The sequence below is a fragment of the Aquabacter sp. DMC10 genome (genome assembly GCF_056314145.1).
The window spans coordinates 1-14857 of the sequence record NZ_JBQUYX010000008.1 but is presented as its reverse complement, the minus strand read 5'-3'; the positions used below and the strand labels follow the sequence as shown (position 1 = coordinate 14857).

Here is a 14857-nt window from a genome sequence, read left to right as displayed (position 1 = left end):
GCAAACGCCCTTCGGGGCGTTTTCTGCTTACCGACAACAGCTCTGCCATTTCGGTAAGCACGCGGTAAGCGCGGCAGGGAAAGCCGTGGCGCGCTCCAGCGGAGGCGACCGCCCTGTCCGACCGGTCAGCGAAAGCGCGGAAAAGCGGTGCGGCTGTTCGGCAGGCACCTCTCCCGCGTACGGGATATCCTTTCGCCCACTGAGAGTGAGAGGCCGGATGGGATTTCCGTGACGGGTTGAGGGTCGGGAGAGAGGCTTCCGCCGCCCGTCATGGAGGTTGATCCCCATGAACATGCAGGTTCTGGATGCCGATCGCGACGCCAGTGGCGGCTACAAGGTGGATGTCACGCGCGGCGAGCGGGTCGGCCGCGTGTCTTCGGAGTGGTTCTCCCGGCCGGATGATGAGCGGTTCCTGTCGCTCGGCGAACTGGCCGCGATGGTGCGGGGGCGTGCCGATCACAGTCGGTCGCGCCTGGTGGAGACGTCGCGCATCCATGTGGAGGCGAGCCGCTCCAATGCCGAGCGGTTGGCGCTGGTCATTCCCGGGGCGGATGCCCCCGTCGAGCCGAACCATTGGTCCTTCGGCCAGCTCGCGGCCCAGATCGGGGCCCCGGCCGCCTATCTGCGCCAGCTTCCAGCCGCGCTGGCCGGCATTAATCTGCAATATGGCCTGACCTCGCACCGCGCCGAGCAGATCAAGACGTTCGAAACCGCCAATGGCCGCGTCGAGCTGCGCGCGGTGACCGGCCCGGATTATGGCCGGATCTATGATCATGAGCTGGTCGAGGCGGTGCAGCGCATCGCCGGCAACGGCACCGGCGACACGCGCTGGAAGGTGCCGGGCGTACTCGACTGGTCGACGGGCGTCTACAATCCACGTGTCGACATCACCAAGGATACGACGACGCTTTATGCGTCCGACCGCGACGTCTTCCTGTTCCTGGTCGACGATCTCAATCCGATCGAGGCCGGGCGTTTGCCCGACGGCTCGCCAGACCTCTATTTCCGGGGCTTCTATTGCTGGAACTCGGAGGTCGGGGCCAAAACGCTCGGCATCGCGAGCTTCTATCTGCGTGCCGTGTGCCAGAACCGCAATCTCTGGGGCGTCGAGGATTTCCAGGAGATCACCATCCGCCACTCCAAATACGCCGCCTCGCGCTTCGCGCATGAGGCAGCGCCGGCACTCACCCGCTTCGCCAATTCTTCGCCCATGCCCTTCGTCAACGGCATCAAGGCGGCACGGGAGAAGATCGTCGCGCGCACCGATGAGGACCGCAGCGACTTCCTGCGCAACCGGGGCTTCTCCAAGGCCGAGACCGCCAAGATCATCGACACGGTGCTGGCCGAGGAAGGGCGCAAGCCCGAGAGCATCTTCGACTTCGTGCAGGGCATCACGGCGGTTGCGCGCGACAAGCCCCACCAGGATGCCCGGCTCGATCTCGAGGGCCGGGCCAAGAAGCTACTCGATCGGGCAGCCTGATTTCCGGAAAGCTGGCGATGCGGAGATCCGTGTCTTCGGCTTTGTGTCTTTCCGCTTGTGCGGATCTGCGGTTCTGCGGCGTTGCCCTCCAGAGTGAGAGGGCGGCGCTGCGCTTCGTGACGGGTTGGAGGCCGAGAGAGAGGCTCTTGGCCGCCCGTCGCGGAGGTGCCTTCCATGGCGACCACTGTTCAGAAGATCACGCTCTCGCCCTCGCGTGACATCCCCTTCAACAAGCTCCTGCTCAGCCAGTCGAACGTCCGGCGCATCAAGGCCGGGGTCTCAATCGAGGAACTGGCCGAGGACATCGCCCGCCGTGGCCTGCTGCAGGGCCTCAGCGTTCGGCCCGTCGTTGACGACGCCGGCGTCGAAACCGGCATGTTCGAGATTCCGGCCGGCGGGCGGCGCTATCGGGCGCTGGAGCTGCTGGTGAAGCAGAAGCGCCTCGCCAGGACCGCGCCGGTGCCTTGCGTCATCCGTGAAGGCGGTATCGCCGAGGAGGATTCACTCGCAGAGAATGTCCAGCGCGCGCCGCTGCACCCGCTCGATCAGTTCCGCGCCTTTCTGGCGCTGCGCGAGAAGGGTCAGTCCGAGGAGGAGATCGCCGCTGCCTTCTTCGTCTCCGTTGGCGTGGTGAAGCAGCGCCTCAAGCTCGCCTCGGTCTCGCCGGTGCTGCTGGATGTCTATGCCGAAGACGGCATGACGCTCGACCAACTCATGGCCTTCACCGTCTCCGGCGACCATGCGCGCCAGGAACAGGTCTTCGAGCGGCTGAAGACCTCCTATGACAAGCAGCCCTATGCCATCCGCCGCATGCTGACTGAAGGTGCTGTCCGCGCCTGTGACAAGCGGGCTCAATTCATCGGCCTCGAGGCCTATGTCGAGGCTGGTGGCATCATCCTGCGCGACCTGTTCCAGAGCGACGATGGCGGCTGGCTGCAGGATGTACCGCTGGTCGACCGGCTGGTGGCCGAGAAGCTCAAGGCCGAGGCGGACGCTGTCGCCGGGGAGGGCTGGAAATGGGTCGAGGTGGCCCCTGACTTCGCTTATGGCCACACCTACGGTCTGCGGCAGCTGCGTGGTGAGACGGTCCCGCTCAGCGTCGAAGAGGAGGCCAGCCGCTCCGCCCTGCAGGCGGAATATAATCGCCTCTCGGAGACCTCTACCGAGGCGGATGAACTGCCGGACGAGGTCGACGCGCGGCTCGGCGAGCTCGAGACGGCGATCGAAGCCTTCGAGGCGCGTCCGATCACCTTCGATCCGGCGGAGGTGGCGCACGCCGGCGCCTTCGTCAGCATCGCCCATGACGGCACGGTGCGCATTGAGCGCGGCTACGTGCGGCCGGAGGACGAACTGCCAGTGGAGCCCGAAGTCGTCGCGGAAGACGCCGGGCCGCACCTTAGCCCGGCTGCGGCCATGCGTACCGGTGATGGCGTCATGGCAGACGCGCCGATGGCCGAGCCCGAGGAGGATGAAGGCCTGTCTGCGCTCTCGGACCGCCTGATGACCGAGCTGACCGCGCATCGCACGCTCGGGCTGCGCCAGGCGTTGGGCGAGCGGCCCGACGTCGCCTTCCTCGCGGCCCTGCATGCCCTGACGCTGAAGAGCTTCTATCGCTACGGCTCGGATAGCTGCCTCGAACTCGACCTAAAGAGCGTGGTGTTCAGCGCGCAGGCGCCGGGGCTGAACGACAGCGCCTCGGCCGCGGCGATCCACGCCCGGCATGAAGGCTGGGCAAAGGTCCTGCCGAAGGACACGGCCGATCTCTGGGAGGCTCTGCGGGACTGGGACAGCGACAGCCGCTCCGGCCTATTCGCCCATGTGGTGAGCCTGTCGGTGAACGCCGTTCATGAGGCCTGGAACCGGCGCCCGCGCGCGCTCAACCATGCAGATCAACTCGCCCGCGCCGTCGACCTCGACATGGCGGCCGCGGGGTGGAAGCCGACCGTGGACAATTTCCTCGGGCGGGTCACCAAGGCCCGCATCCTGCAGGCGGTGAGCGAGGCGAAGGGGCCACGTGCCGCGGAGCGCATCGCGCACTTGAAGAAGGGCGACATGGCCCGAGAGGCCGAAGCACTGCTGGCGGATACCGGCTGGCTGCCGGAACCGCTGCGCGGAGCCGAACCCGCCGTTGGCGAAGACACGGCGGCGCAGGACGGCACAACGGCCATGGGCGAAGACGAGAGTCTTGAGGATACTGAAGACACCACGGACATCCCCCCTGCCGTGGCGGCGGAGTAACTCTCAACACGATCCTGAACCTCGGCCCGCCGGCTCTGTCGGCGGGCCTTTGTTTTTGAAAAGCTCGCCATGTCCGGGATTGCTCACGATCTGTCGCGCCGGCTCGCCGATCGGGCCGAAGCCGTGTGCCGTCACTATCTCTCCAATGGGCGCCGGGAGGGCCGCTACTGGCTCGTGGGCGATGTCCGCAACATGCCGGGCCGCTCGCTCTTTGTCCGGCTCCAGGCATCCGCGAAGGGCCCGGCGGGCAAATGGACCGATGCCGCCACCGGCGAACATGGCGATCTTCTCGACGTCATCCGCGGATCGCTGGGGCTCCTCGACTTCGCAGATGTTGCCAAGGAAGCGCGGACGTTTCTCAGCCTGCCGCATCCCGAACCGGAGCCCTCAGCACCACGTCGCCATGTCATGTCGGGTCGATCAGGGGCCATCGAAGCCGCGCGCCGGCTGTTCGCCATGTCGCAGCACCTCGCCGGGACGCTTGCAGAGACGTATCTGCGCCGACGCGGCATTACGTATCTGCACGGAACCGGAAACCTGCGTTTTCACCCGCGCTGCTACTACAAGCCTGACGACGGCCCGACGGAGGCGTGGCCCGCGATGATCGCGGCCGTCACCAATCTCTCCGGCAGGATCACCGGCGTACACCGCACCTGGCTAGCGCCCGACGGCTCGGACAAGGCTCCGGTCGACACGCCGCGCAAGGCGATCGGTGATCTGCTTGGGTCGGCCGTCCGCATCGGCCGGCCCGACAGCGTGATGGCGGCGGGCGAAGGCATAGAGACCATGCTGTCGCTTCGGCAGGTCCTGCCCGACATGGCGATGGCACCGGCGCTCTCGGCCGCGCATCTGGCCGCCATCCTGTTCCCGCCTGCCTTGAGGCGGCTTTATATCGTCCGCGATAACGATCCTGCCGGTGACGCCGCACGGGACATGCTGATCGAGAGGGCGAACGCCGAGGGCATCGAGGCTATTTGCCTATCGCCCGTCTTCGGGGACTTTAACGAGGATCTTCAGCGGCTCGGTTGGGATGCCCTCCGGGCGTGTGTTCGGTTGCAAGTCGCCCCGGAAGATGTCGTGCGCTTCATGAGCCTGACCCCATAGCCGGAACGGGCTGAACCGCGATCCGAGGCTGACACACCCGCAAGGATGCGTCAGTTACGGCAAGAGGACCGCGCCTTGCGCCTTCGAGAGGGCGATCGGCCGTCAGCCGGGCCGGATCGGCAATGGCTGGCGCCGACGATTTTCCGGCGCGGCCTTCAGGCCGCTTTCCATCGCGAAGCAAAATCGCCGGCTTGTCGCCATCCTCCGCTGGCGCTGCGGCCCTGTGCGCTTTTCCGGCATGGTCTCGTCCCGAAACCGGTTCCCACTCTCGGGGACCATGCCCGCGCTCCGGGTGCAGGTCCGTCCCGCCCGACGGCGTCGTCGCCATGAAGGCCGCCACGGCAAGCGGTCCAAGCCGGTGGAGCATCCCATGAGCGCGCATGACGACCACGAGCCGCACCACGTCTCATCCCCGACCGACCACCTGATCCAGGAATTGCAGATCCACGGCTACCGTCCTTCCGAAGACGAACGCGACCAGCGCCCGCCACCGGAGGACCGCCTCATCGAAGGCGCCATCGCCGACATCTTCGATGCCCTGGTCGCGACGATCACCGACACCAGCCTCGATGCCGAGCTTCCCGATCTCCTCTGGTCGACCGTCAACATGTTCCACCGCGCCGTAGACCGGATGGAACAGAGGCTCGACAACAACGAGCAGGCCCAGAAGCAGCTTCAGCGCGAACAGGACGGCTCGGAGGTGAAGTCTCTCGAGCTCGAGCGCCTGATCGACATCGGCATGAACCTGATCGGCCGGCGCGATGGCATGGAAACCTTCCGCGAGGCCGCCGCCGACCGCTACCGCATCGTCACCGGCTCGCCCTGGACGCCACGGGCCGGATCACGGGTCAACCATCGACACCTCACCGCATCGCTGATCGACAGCCGGGATTTCCTCGCCGCCAGGAGGCGTGCCGAGACCGAGGTGCTTGTGCCCGCCGGGCCGAAGATCGCCTTCTCGGGTGGCGACACCGCCGATCACAGGCAGATCTGGGCCAAGCTCGATCAGATCCACGCCAAGCACCCGGACATGGTGCTGCTGCATGGCGGCTCCCCAAAGGGCGCCGAAAAGATCGCGTCCCTCTGGGCCGACAGCCGCAAGGTGCCGCAGGTGGCCTTCAAGCCTGACTGGACGAAGCACGCCAAGGCCGCGCCCTTCAGGCGCAACGACCAGATGCTGAACGTGGTGCCGATCGGGGTCGTGATCTTCCCCGGCACCGGCATTCAGGACAATCTGGCCGACAAGGCCCGTAAGATGGGCATCCCGGTCTATCGCTTCGGCTCCGGCGGCGCATAAGCGCCGCCACACCCGCCATCTTGAATGTGATGGCAAATTCTCTATTTTGCTATCAACGCTATCAGCCTAACTGGAGGCGCCATCATGCCCGCAGTGACGATCCGGAATCTCTCGGAGGCGACGCACCGCGCCCTCAAGGTGCGCGCGGCACAGCATGGCCGCAGCACCGAAGCCGAGATGCGCGACATCCTGGAGACCGCCGTTCGCCCTGACACGCGTCTTCGGCTCGGCACGGCGCTCGCGGAGCGCAGCCGCCGCCTCGGCCTGACCAATGAGGACATCGACGCCCTCAACCCGGCGCGCGACAGGACGCCTGCCGAGCCCATGAGCTTCGAATGATCCTTCTCGACACCAATGTCATCTCGGAGGCGATGAAGCCCACGCCCGACGACACCGTGCGGGCGTGGCTCGACGAGCAGGCGGCCGAGACGCTCTATCTCTCCAGCGTCACCATTGCCGAACTGCTGTTCGGCATCGGTGCGCTGCCCGCGGGCAAGCGCAAGGACCGGCTCACCGAGGCCCTGGACGGGGTGATGGAACTGTTCGCCGACCGTGTCTTGCCTTTCGATATCGCTGCCGCACGACGCTATGCCGACCTCGCCGTGAAGGCGCGTGCGGCCGGCAAGGGCTTTCCGACGCCCGACGGTTACATCGCCGCGATCGCGGCCTCCAGAGGCTTCGTGGTGGCCACGCGGGATACCAGCGCGTTCGACGCCGCTGGTGTGGCGGTCATCAATCCGTGGAACATGCAACGCTGACGGCTTCCCACAGGCAGCACGTGTTGCACCTCGCAACCCGGCGGAAGCGACCTGCACAGCAAACCGCCATCAAGGTCTCCTGACCGGACGACCACCCCCGCTTCACGACGCTGATCCTTGGGTCCAGCCGATGGCCTGACGCCATCAACCCATGAAGGGTCGGACTACGCTGTGCGTGTCGCCGCTCCGGCTGCGCCTGACGCGGTGATCGCGGCCAACGGCCGGCCCTTTCGGGCGCCTGTCAGCGGGGGATGGACCTCCGCTCGCGCAGGAGCCAGGTCGATGTCCGCCCAGATCGCTCACGCCTTCGCCTTCAGCCTCGCCACCACCCTGATGGCCACCGTCGTCATCTTCCGCGCCGGCGACGGCACGCTCTCCGTCACCCCGGCTGCCGAATATGACGGCGACGAAGCCGCAATCGTCCGCGAAATCGACCCCTTCCCATCATGAGCAGCCGAAAAGGCGGCTGTGAATGGTGGCCGGTCGCGTCCACACCGAGACTGCTGCCAACTCTGCCCATCGTGCCGGTGTGACTGAGGTGGTGGAGGCGCATCGATCTGATTTTATGGAGCCGCCCCCATGATCTTCATCGGCATTCTCCTCAGCATGGCGACGATCGCATTCCTCTGCTGGCTGCTCTTCACGCTGGCGGTATTCGCGTTGCCGCTGTTTGCGGGCATCACGGCGGGCACATGGGCCTATGGCACCGGCGCCGGATGGCTCGGCGTTCTTGTTGTCGGCCTTGCCGCCGCTGGCCTGACTTACGGCCTCGGCCAGTTCCTGTTCGCGATCGTCCGCCCGATCTGGGCGCGCCTGCTCATCGCCGCCGCATTCGTCGTCCCGGCCGCGGTGGTGGGCTTCCACGCCACCCATGGCATCGTGAAGCACACCATGCCCTCGCAGACGTGGCAGATGGTGTTTTCGATCCTCGGAGCCGGCGTGGTTGGCATTGTCGCCTTCGTGCGGATCACCGAAAGGAAGGCGTTCCGCCCTTCTGACGGGCACAGCTCCCCTCCCTGACGCCGCGATAGCCGTTCGGCGCACCGGACAGCAAACGGCATATCGTCCGCGTCAACCGGCTGGGCCGGGAGGGAGCGGAGATCCGGCGCGCCGGCTTCGCCCTCTAATGCGGCAAGATTGGTGCGCGTGGAGGACGGCGGCCGCGTCGCAGCCGAAAGACCTCTCGGGGCTGAGCATTCGCGACGTTGGCGCGGGGGTCGGGGAATGCGCAGATTGGCCAAGCTCAGGGTATCGTCCGCCGATGCTCGCCGGTCGGGTCGCTATAGCCGGCGCGAGGGCCACTACCTCTCCGTCATCCATCCGTCCGTGCCCGCTCCAGACGGCCTCTTCAATGGCCTGATCTGGCCGAAGGACGGCTGCGCCTCGAGCGCCTATGCCACAACGGCTGGTCCCGACTTTCTTCCCCTGCCGACGCCCACCCCGCGCGCTACGCGGGGACCCCGGATCGCCGTCATTCCTCGCGCAGCAACAAAGTCGCGCCTGCGCCGTCCTCCGCTGTGCTGCGGTCGCAATCCTCACCCCATCGCGCCAGCGCGACGGGGACCCCGAGGCGATGTGGCGCCGCTCGCCTTCGGCCTCCCGATCGCCATCGAGGCCGCAATGGTGCGGGCTCAGAAGACAGGACGGAGACGGAACATGGCCACCATCGGCACCTTCAAGAAGACCGGCACCAACGAGTTCACCGGCGACATCGTGACCCTCGGCGTGCAGGCCCGGGGCGTGCGCATCGTCCCCGACACCCGCGCCACCGGCGAGAACGCCCCCAGCCACCGGGTCCTGGTCGGCCGCGCCGAGATCGGGGCCGCCTGGTCCAAGCGCTCCACCGAGGGCCGCGACTATCTGGGCCTCAAGCTCGACGATCCGAGCTTCACCGCCGCCATCTACGCCAACCTCTTCGACGACGAGGACGGCGAGAATTTCTCCCTCATCTGGTCCCGCCCCAACGGGCGCCGCAGCGACTGACGTGCGGGCCGCGTCCCCGGCCACCGACGCCGGGGACGCACTCCATCGGCAAGCAGCGAATTTCGCGATGGCTAAAATCGAGCCCTACTTGCCGTCCTCGAGATCGGTCTCGGTCGTGCCTGTCGGCCGACGCAGGAGCAGGTCGGAGGCCTCGACGCCGAGAACCGAAGCGAGCCGCTGCACCACATCGATACTGGCGTTGTAAACGCACCGCTCGAGCGAGCTGATATAGGTGCGATCAATGTCCGCGAGGTGCGCAAGCTCCTCCTGCGACAGCCCCTTGGCCAGCCGCAAGGCCTTCAGATTGCGCGCGAACACCTCTCGGATCTCCATGACCGAGAGAGCAGTCGCTTGATGAGTATTTCACCACGGAGTATTCTCTACATCGCACTCGCCACGGTCAGGCAGCGGTCGCCGAGTGCCTCGCATCGTCAGTGCCAAAGAGACCGTGGATCAGGTGTGCGCACCGGCGACGCAGCGTTCGGCTTTATGAGCACGCATGATAGAATGATCCCAAATTGCAGCCCCACGCCGTCGCCGACGGCTTGGTTTGCGACAGAAGAAACGGCAGCCTGCGGGGGATGGACGTGGCCAAGGCGTTTGATGATAAGGCGCCGTCCGGTCAGGAACTGACCGCCTATGACCGCACCCATATCAAGCTCTATATGCGCCTCCTCGACGCGACCACTGAGGGAGCCGACTGGCAGGAAGTGGTGGTCGTTCTGTTCGGGATTGATCCGGCGCAGGAGCCTGCCCGCGCCCGCGCGGTGCATGACAGCCATCTGGAGCGCGCCCGCTGGCTCGCCCAGACAGGCTATCGCGATCTGCTCCCACATCGCGTGAACTGAAGCGCCGCTGTCCAGGTGATGCGTGCGACGCATCACCTGTTGCCTGTGAGGTGAGTTCTGCCCGGCAATACAATCTTCAATTGATGACCCCACGGCATGCACCGTCTGGGAGTCGCTCATGAAGCCCGATACGTCGCGCTGGCGAGACAGTCGGACCTACGACTATTTCGATGATCTCTCGGTAGAGGGATTGGCCTGGGAGTGCCTGAGGCGGGATCCATCCTACCAGCAGGCGTATCGGGACCTTGTGGGCGCCGAGAGAGCGGATGCACCTCTCCCGGCAGAGGCCGAACGTCTCTGGGGGTTGCGATGTCCCCGCGAAACCCTCGCTCCCCGCGACCCGTCAGCCCGTCCACTGGTCCCCGCGGATCAATCCGGCCGTCACCGTCCTCACCGAGCTTCCCGACCATCTGCTGAGCACGGGCACGGCACCCCACGATGTGCCTGCCGAACCACCTGATCACGCGGCGCCGCCGTACCTTCTGCTTCCCGGCGTTGAACCGGGCGCATCGATCGCCGCCCTGATCCCCTTCGACGACGATATCCCCGGCCGCATCGAGGCTCTGAATCGCCTCTGGCATGCGCAGCGTGGGAAACCCGTGCCACCCGACACCCGACTGACCCGCCAGCAGCGCGGGCGCCTGCGTCTGATGCTTCAAGCCTGCGACGGACGAAACCGGGGCGCGAGCTACCGTGCCATCGCGGAGGCCATCTTCGGCACAGAGCGTGTCGCGGCCGATCCCTGGAAGACGTCTCCCCTGCGCGACCGCGTCATCGGCCTCGTGGAAGGCGGCACCGGCCTGATCGCCGGCGGCTATCTGCGGCTGTTCCGCCACCGTCGCCGGTCGTGAGGGGTGGGGATTTTAGCGCCCCATTCTTCCCCATCCCTCCCGACATTCCTCCTCCGCCACCGTGGTCACCGTCCGCCGCCGCACTCCGGCGGCACCCGCCACGCCCACGGAGGCCCGCTCCATGCGACCCGATCTCGCCACCCTCCCGCCGCGCTACCTGCGCACCAAGGAAGCTGCTGCGTTTCTCAGCCTGTCGGCCCGCACGCTGGAGAAACATCGCACCTACGGCACCGGTCCCGCCTATCGCAAGCTGGGCGGACGCGTCGTCTATTCCATTGACGACCTGCAGGCCTGGACCGATCGCGGGGCGGTCACCTCGACCTCCGATCCGCGCGGCACAGTCCTTCCGGCCAAGCGCCATGCGCTTGCCGCAGGTTCGTTCGCCGGCCGCGCCGCGCGCTGACCGCTCCCCATGGCGGCGCGGCATCACAGCCTCTCGGAGCGCGGACAGCTGGATCTGTTCCGCGCACTGCCAGGCGACTTCGCGCCACGAGATGCGCAGGATCTCATGGCCTATCCCTTCTTCTCCCTCTCCAAGACACCGCGCGTCGCGCCGATCGATTTTCGGACCGGCAGCATCGCCATCCGGGTCGAGGCCGTGCCCGACCACGGCATGGCGACGATCTGGGACGCCGACATTCTCATCTGGGCCGCGAGCCAGATCGTCGAGGCGCGCGACGCGGGGTTGCGCACCTCGCGCCTGATGGCGGCGACGCCGTATGAGATCCTCACCTTTGTCGGGCGCGGCACCTCGCTGCGGGATTATCAGCGCCTCAAGGCCGCGCTCGACCGTCTCCAATCCACGACGGTCTCGACCACCCTCCGCCAGCCGGCAGAGGGACGCCGGCACCGCTTCTCCTGGATCAATGAATGGCAGGAGCGCACCGACCGCAACGGCCGGCCCGATGGCGTCGACCTCATCCTGCCGGACTGGTTCTACCGCGCCGTGCTCGACGACGCGCTCGTGCTCACCATCGACCGGGCCTATTTCGGGCTGACGGGCGGACTGGAGCGCTGGCTCTACCGGCTGGTGCGCAAGCATGGCGGGCGACAACAGGATGGGTGGCGGTTCGATTTCCGGCACCTGCACCAGAAGTCCGGCAGCCTGTCGCCGTTCAAGCGCTTCGCCTTCGAACTCAGGGATCTGATCCGGCGCCAGCCGCTTCCCGGCTACATGCTGTTCGTCGAGGTCGAGGTCAGCGGCCGGCTGCTGCTCGCCTTCGAGCCAGCCGCCCCCTGTGGACAGCCTGTGGATAGCCTCGTGCTATCGGGAACCCGGACTATCGTGCCATCGGGAACCGGTGCCTCGTGCTATCAGGAACCAAAACAGGCCTTAACCCACTGTCCTAAATCAGGAAATCTCGCCCTTAACTTAGAGTCTAACTCAGAATCTAACCTTAAGAGGCGCGCGAGCGCTTTTGCGCGCGCCGTCGATCAGCCCCGACTGGGGGCGAAGTGGCCGGGAAAGACGCCGCCTGACAGCGTCTCACAGACGCCCCCTCGCTCGAGGGGGCATCGATGATCATCGCGCTCCTCAACCAGAAGGGCGGGGTCGGCAAGACGACGCTGGCGCTGCATCTCGCCGGACAATGGGCCCGGCAGGGACAGCGGATCACCCTGATCGACGCTGATCCGCAAGGCTCCAGCCTCGACTGGTCGCAGCAGCGCAGCCGCGAGGGCCTGCCACGGCTGTTCGGTGTCGTCGGGCTTGCACGCGATACGCTGCACCGGGAGGCGCCGGCGCTCGGGCGCGACGCCGATCACATCGTCATCGATGGACCGCCCCGCGTCGCAGGGCTGATGCGCTCGGCGTTGCTCGCCGCCGATCTGGTGCTGATCCCGGTGCAGCCCTCGCCCTTTGACGGTTGGGCATCGGCCGAGATGCTGGCGCTGATCCGCGAGGCGCGGATCTACCGCCCGGAGATGCTGGTCCGGTTCGTCCTGAACCGCTGCGGCGCGCGCACGGTTCTCGCCCGCGAGACGGCGCGGACGCTGGCCGACCACGATCCTCCGGTGCTCGCCAGCACCGTCGGACAGCGCATCGCCTTTGCGGCGGCCGCGCAATCCGGACGTCTCGTCTTCGAGCGCGACGATGCAGGGCCGGCCACGCGGGAGATCGCTGCGGTGACTGCGGAGATCGACGGTCTCGAGGTCGGGAGATCCTCGCCATGAGCGAACGTCCGATCCGCCGCGACTTTACCTCCCGACCGGCCGATCCCGAGCATTGGGTGAAGGCGGCAGATGTCTGCGCCGAACGCCGTCCCGGCGCCGCGTTCACTGCGCGCCTCACCATCGATGTGACGCCCGACCTGCGCGGCCGGATCAAGGTCGCTGCCTTCCGGCGCGGCGTCACCGTCGCCGAGATGCTGCGCGACCTGCTCGCGCGTGCATTCCCTCCCCAATCTGGAGACCAGCCATGAGCGCGGCGTTTGCACCCCGTGCGGCAAGCACGGCATCCCCGTCCAGTCCCCCATCCGATGCCCTGACCCATGTCGAGCTGACCCATATCGACAAGCGGATCGAGAACTGGATCCGCTTCGGCCATCACGCACATGAGCAGGTTCTGGATCGTCGGCGGCGCATCCTCTCTTTCCCTCCCGGCTGCATCTTCGCCTTTGTCCGGTGGGCATCGAACGACTTCGGCACGGTGGCCTCCCGCCTCGACATCGTGCGCTGCGTGGCGCCGGGCGAAGGCTACCAGACGCTGCCCTTCGTTCGGCCCGGCGGCGAGATCCTGCTGCGGGTGGATGGCTGGCCGAAGGTCGAGAAAATCCTGCAGCATATCGACGCCATCGAAGCGATCGGCATCGATGGGGCAACCGTCGCCCCTGATCACTGGGGGCATGTCGCCCACCGCACCAGCGTCGGGTTCGAGCCGCGCGCCTACACGATAGAGCGCCATCAGGCGTGGCTGAAGCGGCGGGAGTGCGGACAATGAACCGCGCCGCCAATGTGATCATGACGACGGTCGCCAGCGTCGGTGTGGCCTATGCCGCCACGCTGCCGACGCCGCTCAAATTGATCTGGAACGTCTCGGAGAGCGTGCCTATCGGGCTCTATGCTCTCGAGCCGGCCGATGCTCTCGAGATCACCGATCTGGTGGCGGTGATGCCACCGCCGCCGCTCGCCGCGTTCCTCATCGCACGTGGCTATATCGGCGAAGGCACACCGCTGCTGAAGCGCGTGATGGGGCTTCCGGGGCAGGTTGTCTGCCGCGTCAGTGACGCCATCACCGTCGATGGCGTGCCGCTTGGTGAAGCCCTTCGGCGCGATCGCTTGGGGCGCGATCTGCCGGTCTGGCAGGGCTGCCGGCGTATTGCTCCCGGTCATCTGTTCCTGATGAACCCGGACGTCGGCGACAGTCTCGACGGCCGTTACTTCGGACCGATACTAGCTACGACCGTCATCGGCCGTGCGATGCCACTCCTCACGGATGAAGCGGGCGACGGCAACTTCATCTGGCGCGCGGCGGTGCGCTGACATGCGTCGCGCCGCGCTCTTCCTCGCATCCGGACTGCTGATCGGCGGTGCGTCGCCTGACCCTACCACCGCGCAAACCACGATGCCGACCGTGGCGTATTCCGTCACATCCTACGCCGCCTTTATCGACGAGGCTGCGCAGCGCTTCGAGCTTCCGGCCAGCTGGATCCGTGCGGTCATGCAAGCCGAGAGCGGCGGCGATCCGCGCGCCGTCTCACCGGCCGGTGCCATGGGTCTGATGCAGATCGTGCCCGTGACCTGGGACGAGCTTCGCATCCATCACGGCCTCGGCGCCGATCCGTTCGACCCGCGCGACAACATCCTCGCCGGCACCGCCTATCTGCGCCAGCTCCATGACCGCTATGGCAGCATCCGCGCCATGCTCGCGGCCTACAATGCCGGGCCTGCGCGCTATGAGGCCTCGCTTGCCGGCAAGCCGCTGCCGCCGGAGACGCGCACATACATCGCGGCTCTGGTGCCGAACCTCGACAAAGAGTCTGCAGCCGGCGCCACCGCATCGGTGCGCCCAATGGCACAAAGCTGGCGCGAGGCGCCGCTGTTCGCCCCGCCGCCCGCGCGCAGCAATACAGCCGATGCCGCGCTCCTCGCGCCGCGCTCCGACGCGCTTTTCGCTGCACCGTTGCCATCGCGGAGGGCGCCATGAGCAGGGTGACCCGCTTTCGCATGGTGTCGGGCTGTGGCGTTCCTTGGCGAGCAAGGAGGCGCAGGACAACAACCACGACCGTATCCGTCCGGGGGCTGCACTGATGTCAGCTCTTGACGGGATTTCCCGCTTTCCACGCCCATGGCAGCAATTC

General features: G+C 66.7%; 20 protein-coding genes. 19 read left to right on the top strand and 1 reads right to left on the bottom strand.

Going from position 1 to position 14857, the window contains the following annotated elements:
• Positions 1-286: 286 nt before the first annotated feature.
• From ACT54L_RS19620 to ACT54L_RS19580, 9 genes are all read left to right on the top strand, one after another.
• Entirely contained in the window at positions 287-1480 is a 1194-nt protein-coding gene (locus ACT54L_RS19620) for a DUF932 domain-containing protein (protein WP_476087316.1), read from the top strand.
• 174 nt (positions 1481-1654) lie between these two features.
• Positions 1655-3718 carry a ParB/RepB/Spo0J family partition protein gene (locus tag ACT54L_RS19615; protein WP_476087315.1) on the top strand — a complete coding sequence of 688 codons (2064 nt, stop codon included), beginning with the start codon at positions 1655-1657 and terminating at the stop codon, positions 3716-3718.
• A 69-nt stretch (positions 3719-3787) separates the two neighbouring features.
• Positions 3788-4822, top strand: coding sequence for a DUF7146 domain-containing protein (locus ACT54L_RS19610; protein WP_476087314.1), 1035 nt, complete (start codon positions 3788-3790; stop codon positions 4820-4822).
• A gap of 370 nt (positions 4823-5192) precedes the next feature.
• On the top strand, positions 5193-6119 hold the full coding sequence (locus tag ACT54L_RS19605; RefSeq protein ID WP_476087313.1) for a DUF2493 domain-containing protein: 927 nt from the start codon (positions 5193-5195) through the stop codon (positions 6117-6119).
• Positions 6120-6203: 84 nt separating this feature from the next.
• Complete coding sequence (locus ACT54L_RS19600) at positions 6204-6458, top strand: FitA-like ribbon-helix-helix domain-containing protein (RefSeq protein ID WP_476087312.1); 255 nt, start codon at positions 6204-6206, stop codon at positions 6456-6458.
• Positions 6455-6877 (top strand): PIN domain-containing protein, encoded by a 423-nt coding sequence (locus ACT54L_RS19595; protein ID WP_476087311.1) that lies wholly within the window; start codon positions 6455-6457, stop codon positions 6875-6877. The genes ACT54L_RS19600 and ACT54L_RS19595 overlap by 4 nt, the downstream gene beginning before the upstream one ends.
• Before the next feature lie 282 nt (positions 6878-7159).
• Complete coding sequence (locus ACT54L_RS19590) at positions 7160-7327, top strand: hypothetical protein (RefSeq protein WP_476087310.1); 168 nt, start codon at positions 7160-7162, stop codon at positions 7325-7327.
• Positions 7328-7456: 129 nt separating this feature from the next.
• Entirely contained in the window at positions 7457-7897 is a 441-nt protein-coding gene (locus ACT54L_RS19585; protein ID WP_464106251.1) for a hypothetical protein, read from the top strand.
• Positions 7898-8533: 636 nt separating this feature from the next.
• Entirely contained in the window at positions 8534-8860 is a 327-nt protein-coding gene (locus tag ACT54L_RS19580) for a DUF736 domain-containing protein (RefSeq protein ID WP_163074017.1), read from the top strand.
• An 84-nt stretch (positions 8861-8944) separates the two neighbouring features.
• Here the strand turns inward: ACT54L_RS19580 and ACT54L_RS19575 are convergent, their stop codons facing one another.
• Positions 8945-9193: a helix-turn-helix domain-containing protein gene (locus tag ACT54L_RS19575; RefSeq protein WP_476087309.1), complete on the bottom strand. Its 249-nt coding sequence runs from the start codon at positions 9191-9193 to the stop codon at positions 8945-8947.
• A 254-nt stretch (positions 9194-9447) separates the two neighbouring features.
• Here ACT54L_RS19575 and ACT54L_RS19570 point away from each other — a divergent pair, with 254 nt between their 5' ends.
• The 10 genes from ACT54L_RS19570 (at position 9448) to ACT54L_RS19525 (ending at position 14703) form a co-directional block, all read left to right on the top strand.
• Positions 9448-9708 (top strand): DNA -binding domain-containing protein, encoded by a 261-nt coding sequence (locus ACT54L_RS19570; RefSeq protein ID WP_415455186.1) that lies wholly within the window; start codon positions 9448-9450, stop codon positions 9706-9708.
• A 118-nt stretch (positions 9709-9826) separates the two neighbouring features.
• The gene (locus ACT54L_RS19565) at positions 9827-10168 is read left to right on the top strand and encodes a transcriptional regulator domain-containing protein (RefSeq protein ID WP_476087308.1); all 342 of its coding nucleotides are present in this window, start codon (positions 9827-9829) and stop codon (positions 10166-10168) included.
• Positions 10149-10559 (top strand): DUF2285 domain-containing protein, encoded by a 411-nt coding sequence (locus ACT54L_RS19560; protein WP_476087307.1) that lies wholly within the window; start codon positions 10149-10151, stop codon positions 10557-10559. Before ACT54L_RS19565 ends, ACT54L_RS19560 begins: the two co-directional genes overlap by 20 nt.
• A gap of 121 nt (positions 10560-10680) precedes the next feature.
• The gene (locus ACT54L_RS19555) at positions 10681-10962 is read left to right on the top strand and encodes a helix-turn-helix transcriptional regulator (protein ID WP_476087306.1); all 282 of its coding nucleotides are present in this window, start codon (positions 10681-10683) and stop codon (positions 10960-10962) included.
• Positions 10963-10971: 9 nt separating this feature from the next.
• Complete coding sequence (locus tag ACT54L_RS19550; RefSeq protein WP_476087305.1) at positions 10972-12081, top strand: replication initiator protein A; 1110 nt, start codon at positions 10972-10974, stop codon at positions 12079-12081.
• Complete coding sequence (parA, locus tag ACT54L_RS19545; RefSeq protein ID WP_476087304.1) at positions 12078-12731, top strand: ParA family partition ATPase; 654 nt, start codon at positions 12078-12080, stop codon at positions 12729-12731. Before ACT54L_RS19550 ends, parA begins: the two co-directional genes overlap by 4 nt.
• Positions 12728-12979 carry a ribbon-helix-helix protein gene (locus tag ACT54L_RS19540; protein WP_476087303.1) on the top strand — a complete coding sequence of 84 codons (252 nt, stop codon included), beginning with the start codon at positions 12728-12730 and terminating at the stop codon, positions 12977-12979. Before parA ends, ACT54L_RS19540 begins: the two co-directional genes overlap by 4 nt.
• Complete coding sequence (locus ACT54L_RS19535) at positions 12976-13497, top strand: DUF2840 domain-containing protein (RefSeq protein ID WP_476087302.1); 522 nt, start codon at positions 12976-12978, stop codon at positions 13495-13497. Before ACT54L_RS19540 ends, ACT54L_RS19535 begins: the two co-directional genes overlap by 4 nt.
• On the top strand, positions 13494-14039 hold the full coding sequence (locus ACT54L_RS19530) for a S26 family signal peptidase (protein ID WP_476087301.1): 546 nt from the start codon (positions 13494-13496) through the stop codon (positions 14037-14039). Before ACT54L_RS19535 ends, ACT54L_RS19530 begins: the two co-directional genes overlap by 4 nt.
• A gap of 1 nt (position 14040) precedes the next feature.
• Complete coding sequence (locus ACT54L_RS19525) at positions 14041-14703, top strand: lytic transglycosylase domain-containing protein (protein ID WP_476087300.1); 663 nt, start codon at positions 14041-14043, stop codon at positions 14701-14703.
• The last annotated feature ends 154 nt before the right edge of the window (positions 14704-14857 follow it).

Excerpts from the sequence above, each read along its gene's own strand:
- ACT54L_RS19620 (WP_476087316.1), top strand. The coding sequence starts at position 287 with ATGAACATGCAGGTTCTGGATGCCGATCGCGACGCCAGTGGCGGCTAC.
- ACT54L_RS19615 (WP_476087315.1), top strand. The coding sequence starts at position 1,655 with ATGGCGACCACTGTTCAGAAGATCACGCTCTCGCCCTCGCGTGACATC.
- ACT54L_RS19610 (WP_476087314.1), top strand. The coding sequence starts at position 3,788 with ATGTCCGGGATTGCTCACGATCTGTCGCGCCGGCTCGCCGATCGGGCC.
- ACT54L_RS19605 (WP_476087313.1), top strand. The coding sequence starts at position 5,193 with ATGAGCGCGCATGACGACCACGAGCCGCACCACGTCTCATCCCCGACC.
- ACT54L_RS19600 (WP_476087312.1), top strand. The coding sequence starts at position 6,204 with ATGCCCGCAGTGACGATCCGGAATCTCTCGGAGGCGACGCACCGCGCC.
- ACT54L_RS19595 (WP_476087311.1), top strand. The coding sequence starts at position 6,455 with ATGATCCTTCTCGACACCAATGTCATCTCGGAGGCGATGAAGCCCACG.
- ACT54L_RS19590 (WP_476087310.1), top strand. The coding sequence starts at position 7,160 with ATGTCCGCCCAGATCGCTCACGCCTTCGCCTTCAGCCTCGCCACCACC.
- ACT54L_RS19585 (WP_464106251.1), top strand. The coding sequence starts at position 7,457 with ATGATCTTCATCGGCATTCTCCTCAGCATGGCGACGATCGCATTCCTC.
- ACT54L_RS19580 (WP_163074017.1), top strand. The coding sequence starts at position 8,534 with ATGGCCACCATCGGCACCTTCAAGAAGACCGGCACCAACGAGTTCACC.
- ACT54L_RS19575 (WP_476087309.1), bottom strand. The coding sequence starts at position 9,193 with ATGGAGATCCGAGAGGTGTTCGCGCGCAATCTGAAGGCCTTGCGGCTG.
- ACT54L_RS19565 (WP_476087308.1), top strand. The coding sequence starts at position 9,827 with ATGAAGCCCGATACGTCGCGCTGGCGAGACAGTCGGACCTACGACTAT.
- ACT54L_RS19555 (WP_476087306.1), top strand. The coding sequence starts at position 10,681 with ATGCGACCCGATCTCGCCACCCTCCCGCCGCGCTACCTGCGCACCAAG.
- ACT54L_RS19550 (WP_476087305.1), top strand. The coding sequence starts at position 10,972 with ATGGCGGCGCGGCATCACAGCCTCTCGGAGCGCGGACAGCTGGATCTG.
- parA (WP_476087304.1), top strand. The coding sequence starts at position 12,078 with ATGATCATCGCGCTCCTCAACCAGAAGGGCGGGGTCGGCAAGACGACG.
- ACT54L_RS19540 (WP_476087303.1), top strand. The coding sequence starts at position 12,728 with ATGAGCGAACGTCCGATCCGCCGCGACTTTACCTCCCGACCGGCCGAT.
- ACT54L_RS19535 (WP_476087302.1), top strand. The coding sequence starts at position 12,976 with ATGAGCGCGGCGTTTGCACCCCGTGCGGCAAGCACGGCATCCCCGTCC.
- ACT54L_RS19530 (WP_476087301.1), top strand. The coding sequence starts at position 13,494 with ATGAACCGCGCCGCCAATGTGATCATGACGACGGTCGCCAGCGTCGGT.
- ACT54L_RS19525 (WP_476087300.1), top strand. The coding sequence starts at position 14,041 with ATGCGTCGCGCCGCGCTCTTCCTCGCATCCGGACTGCTGATCGGCGGT.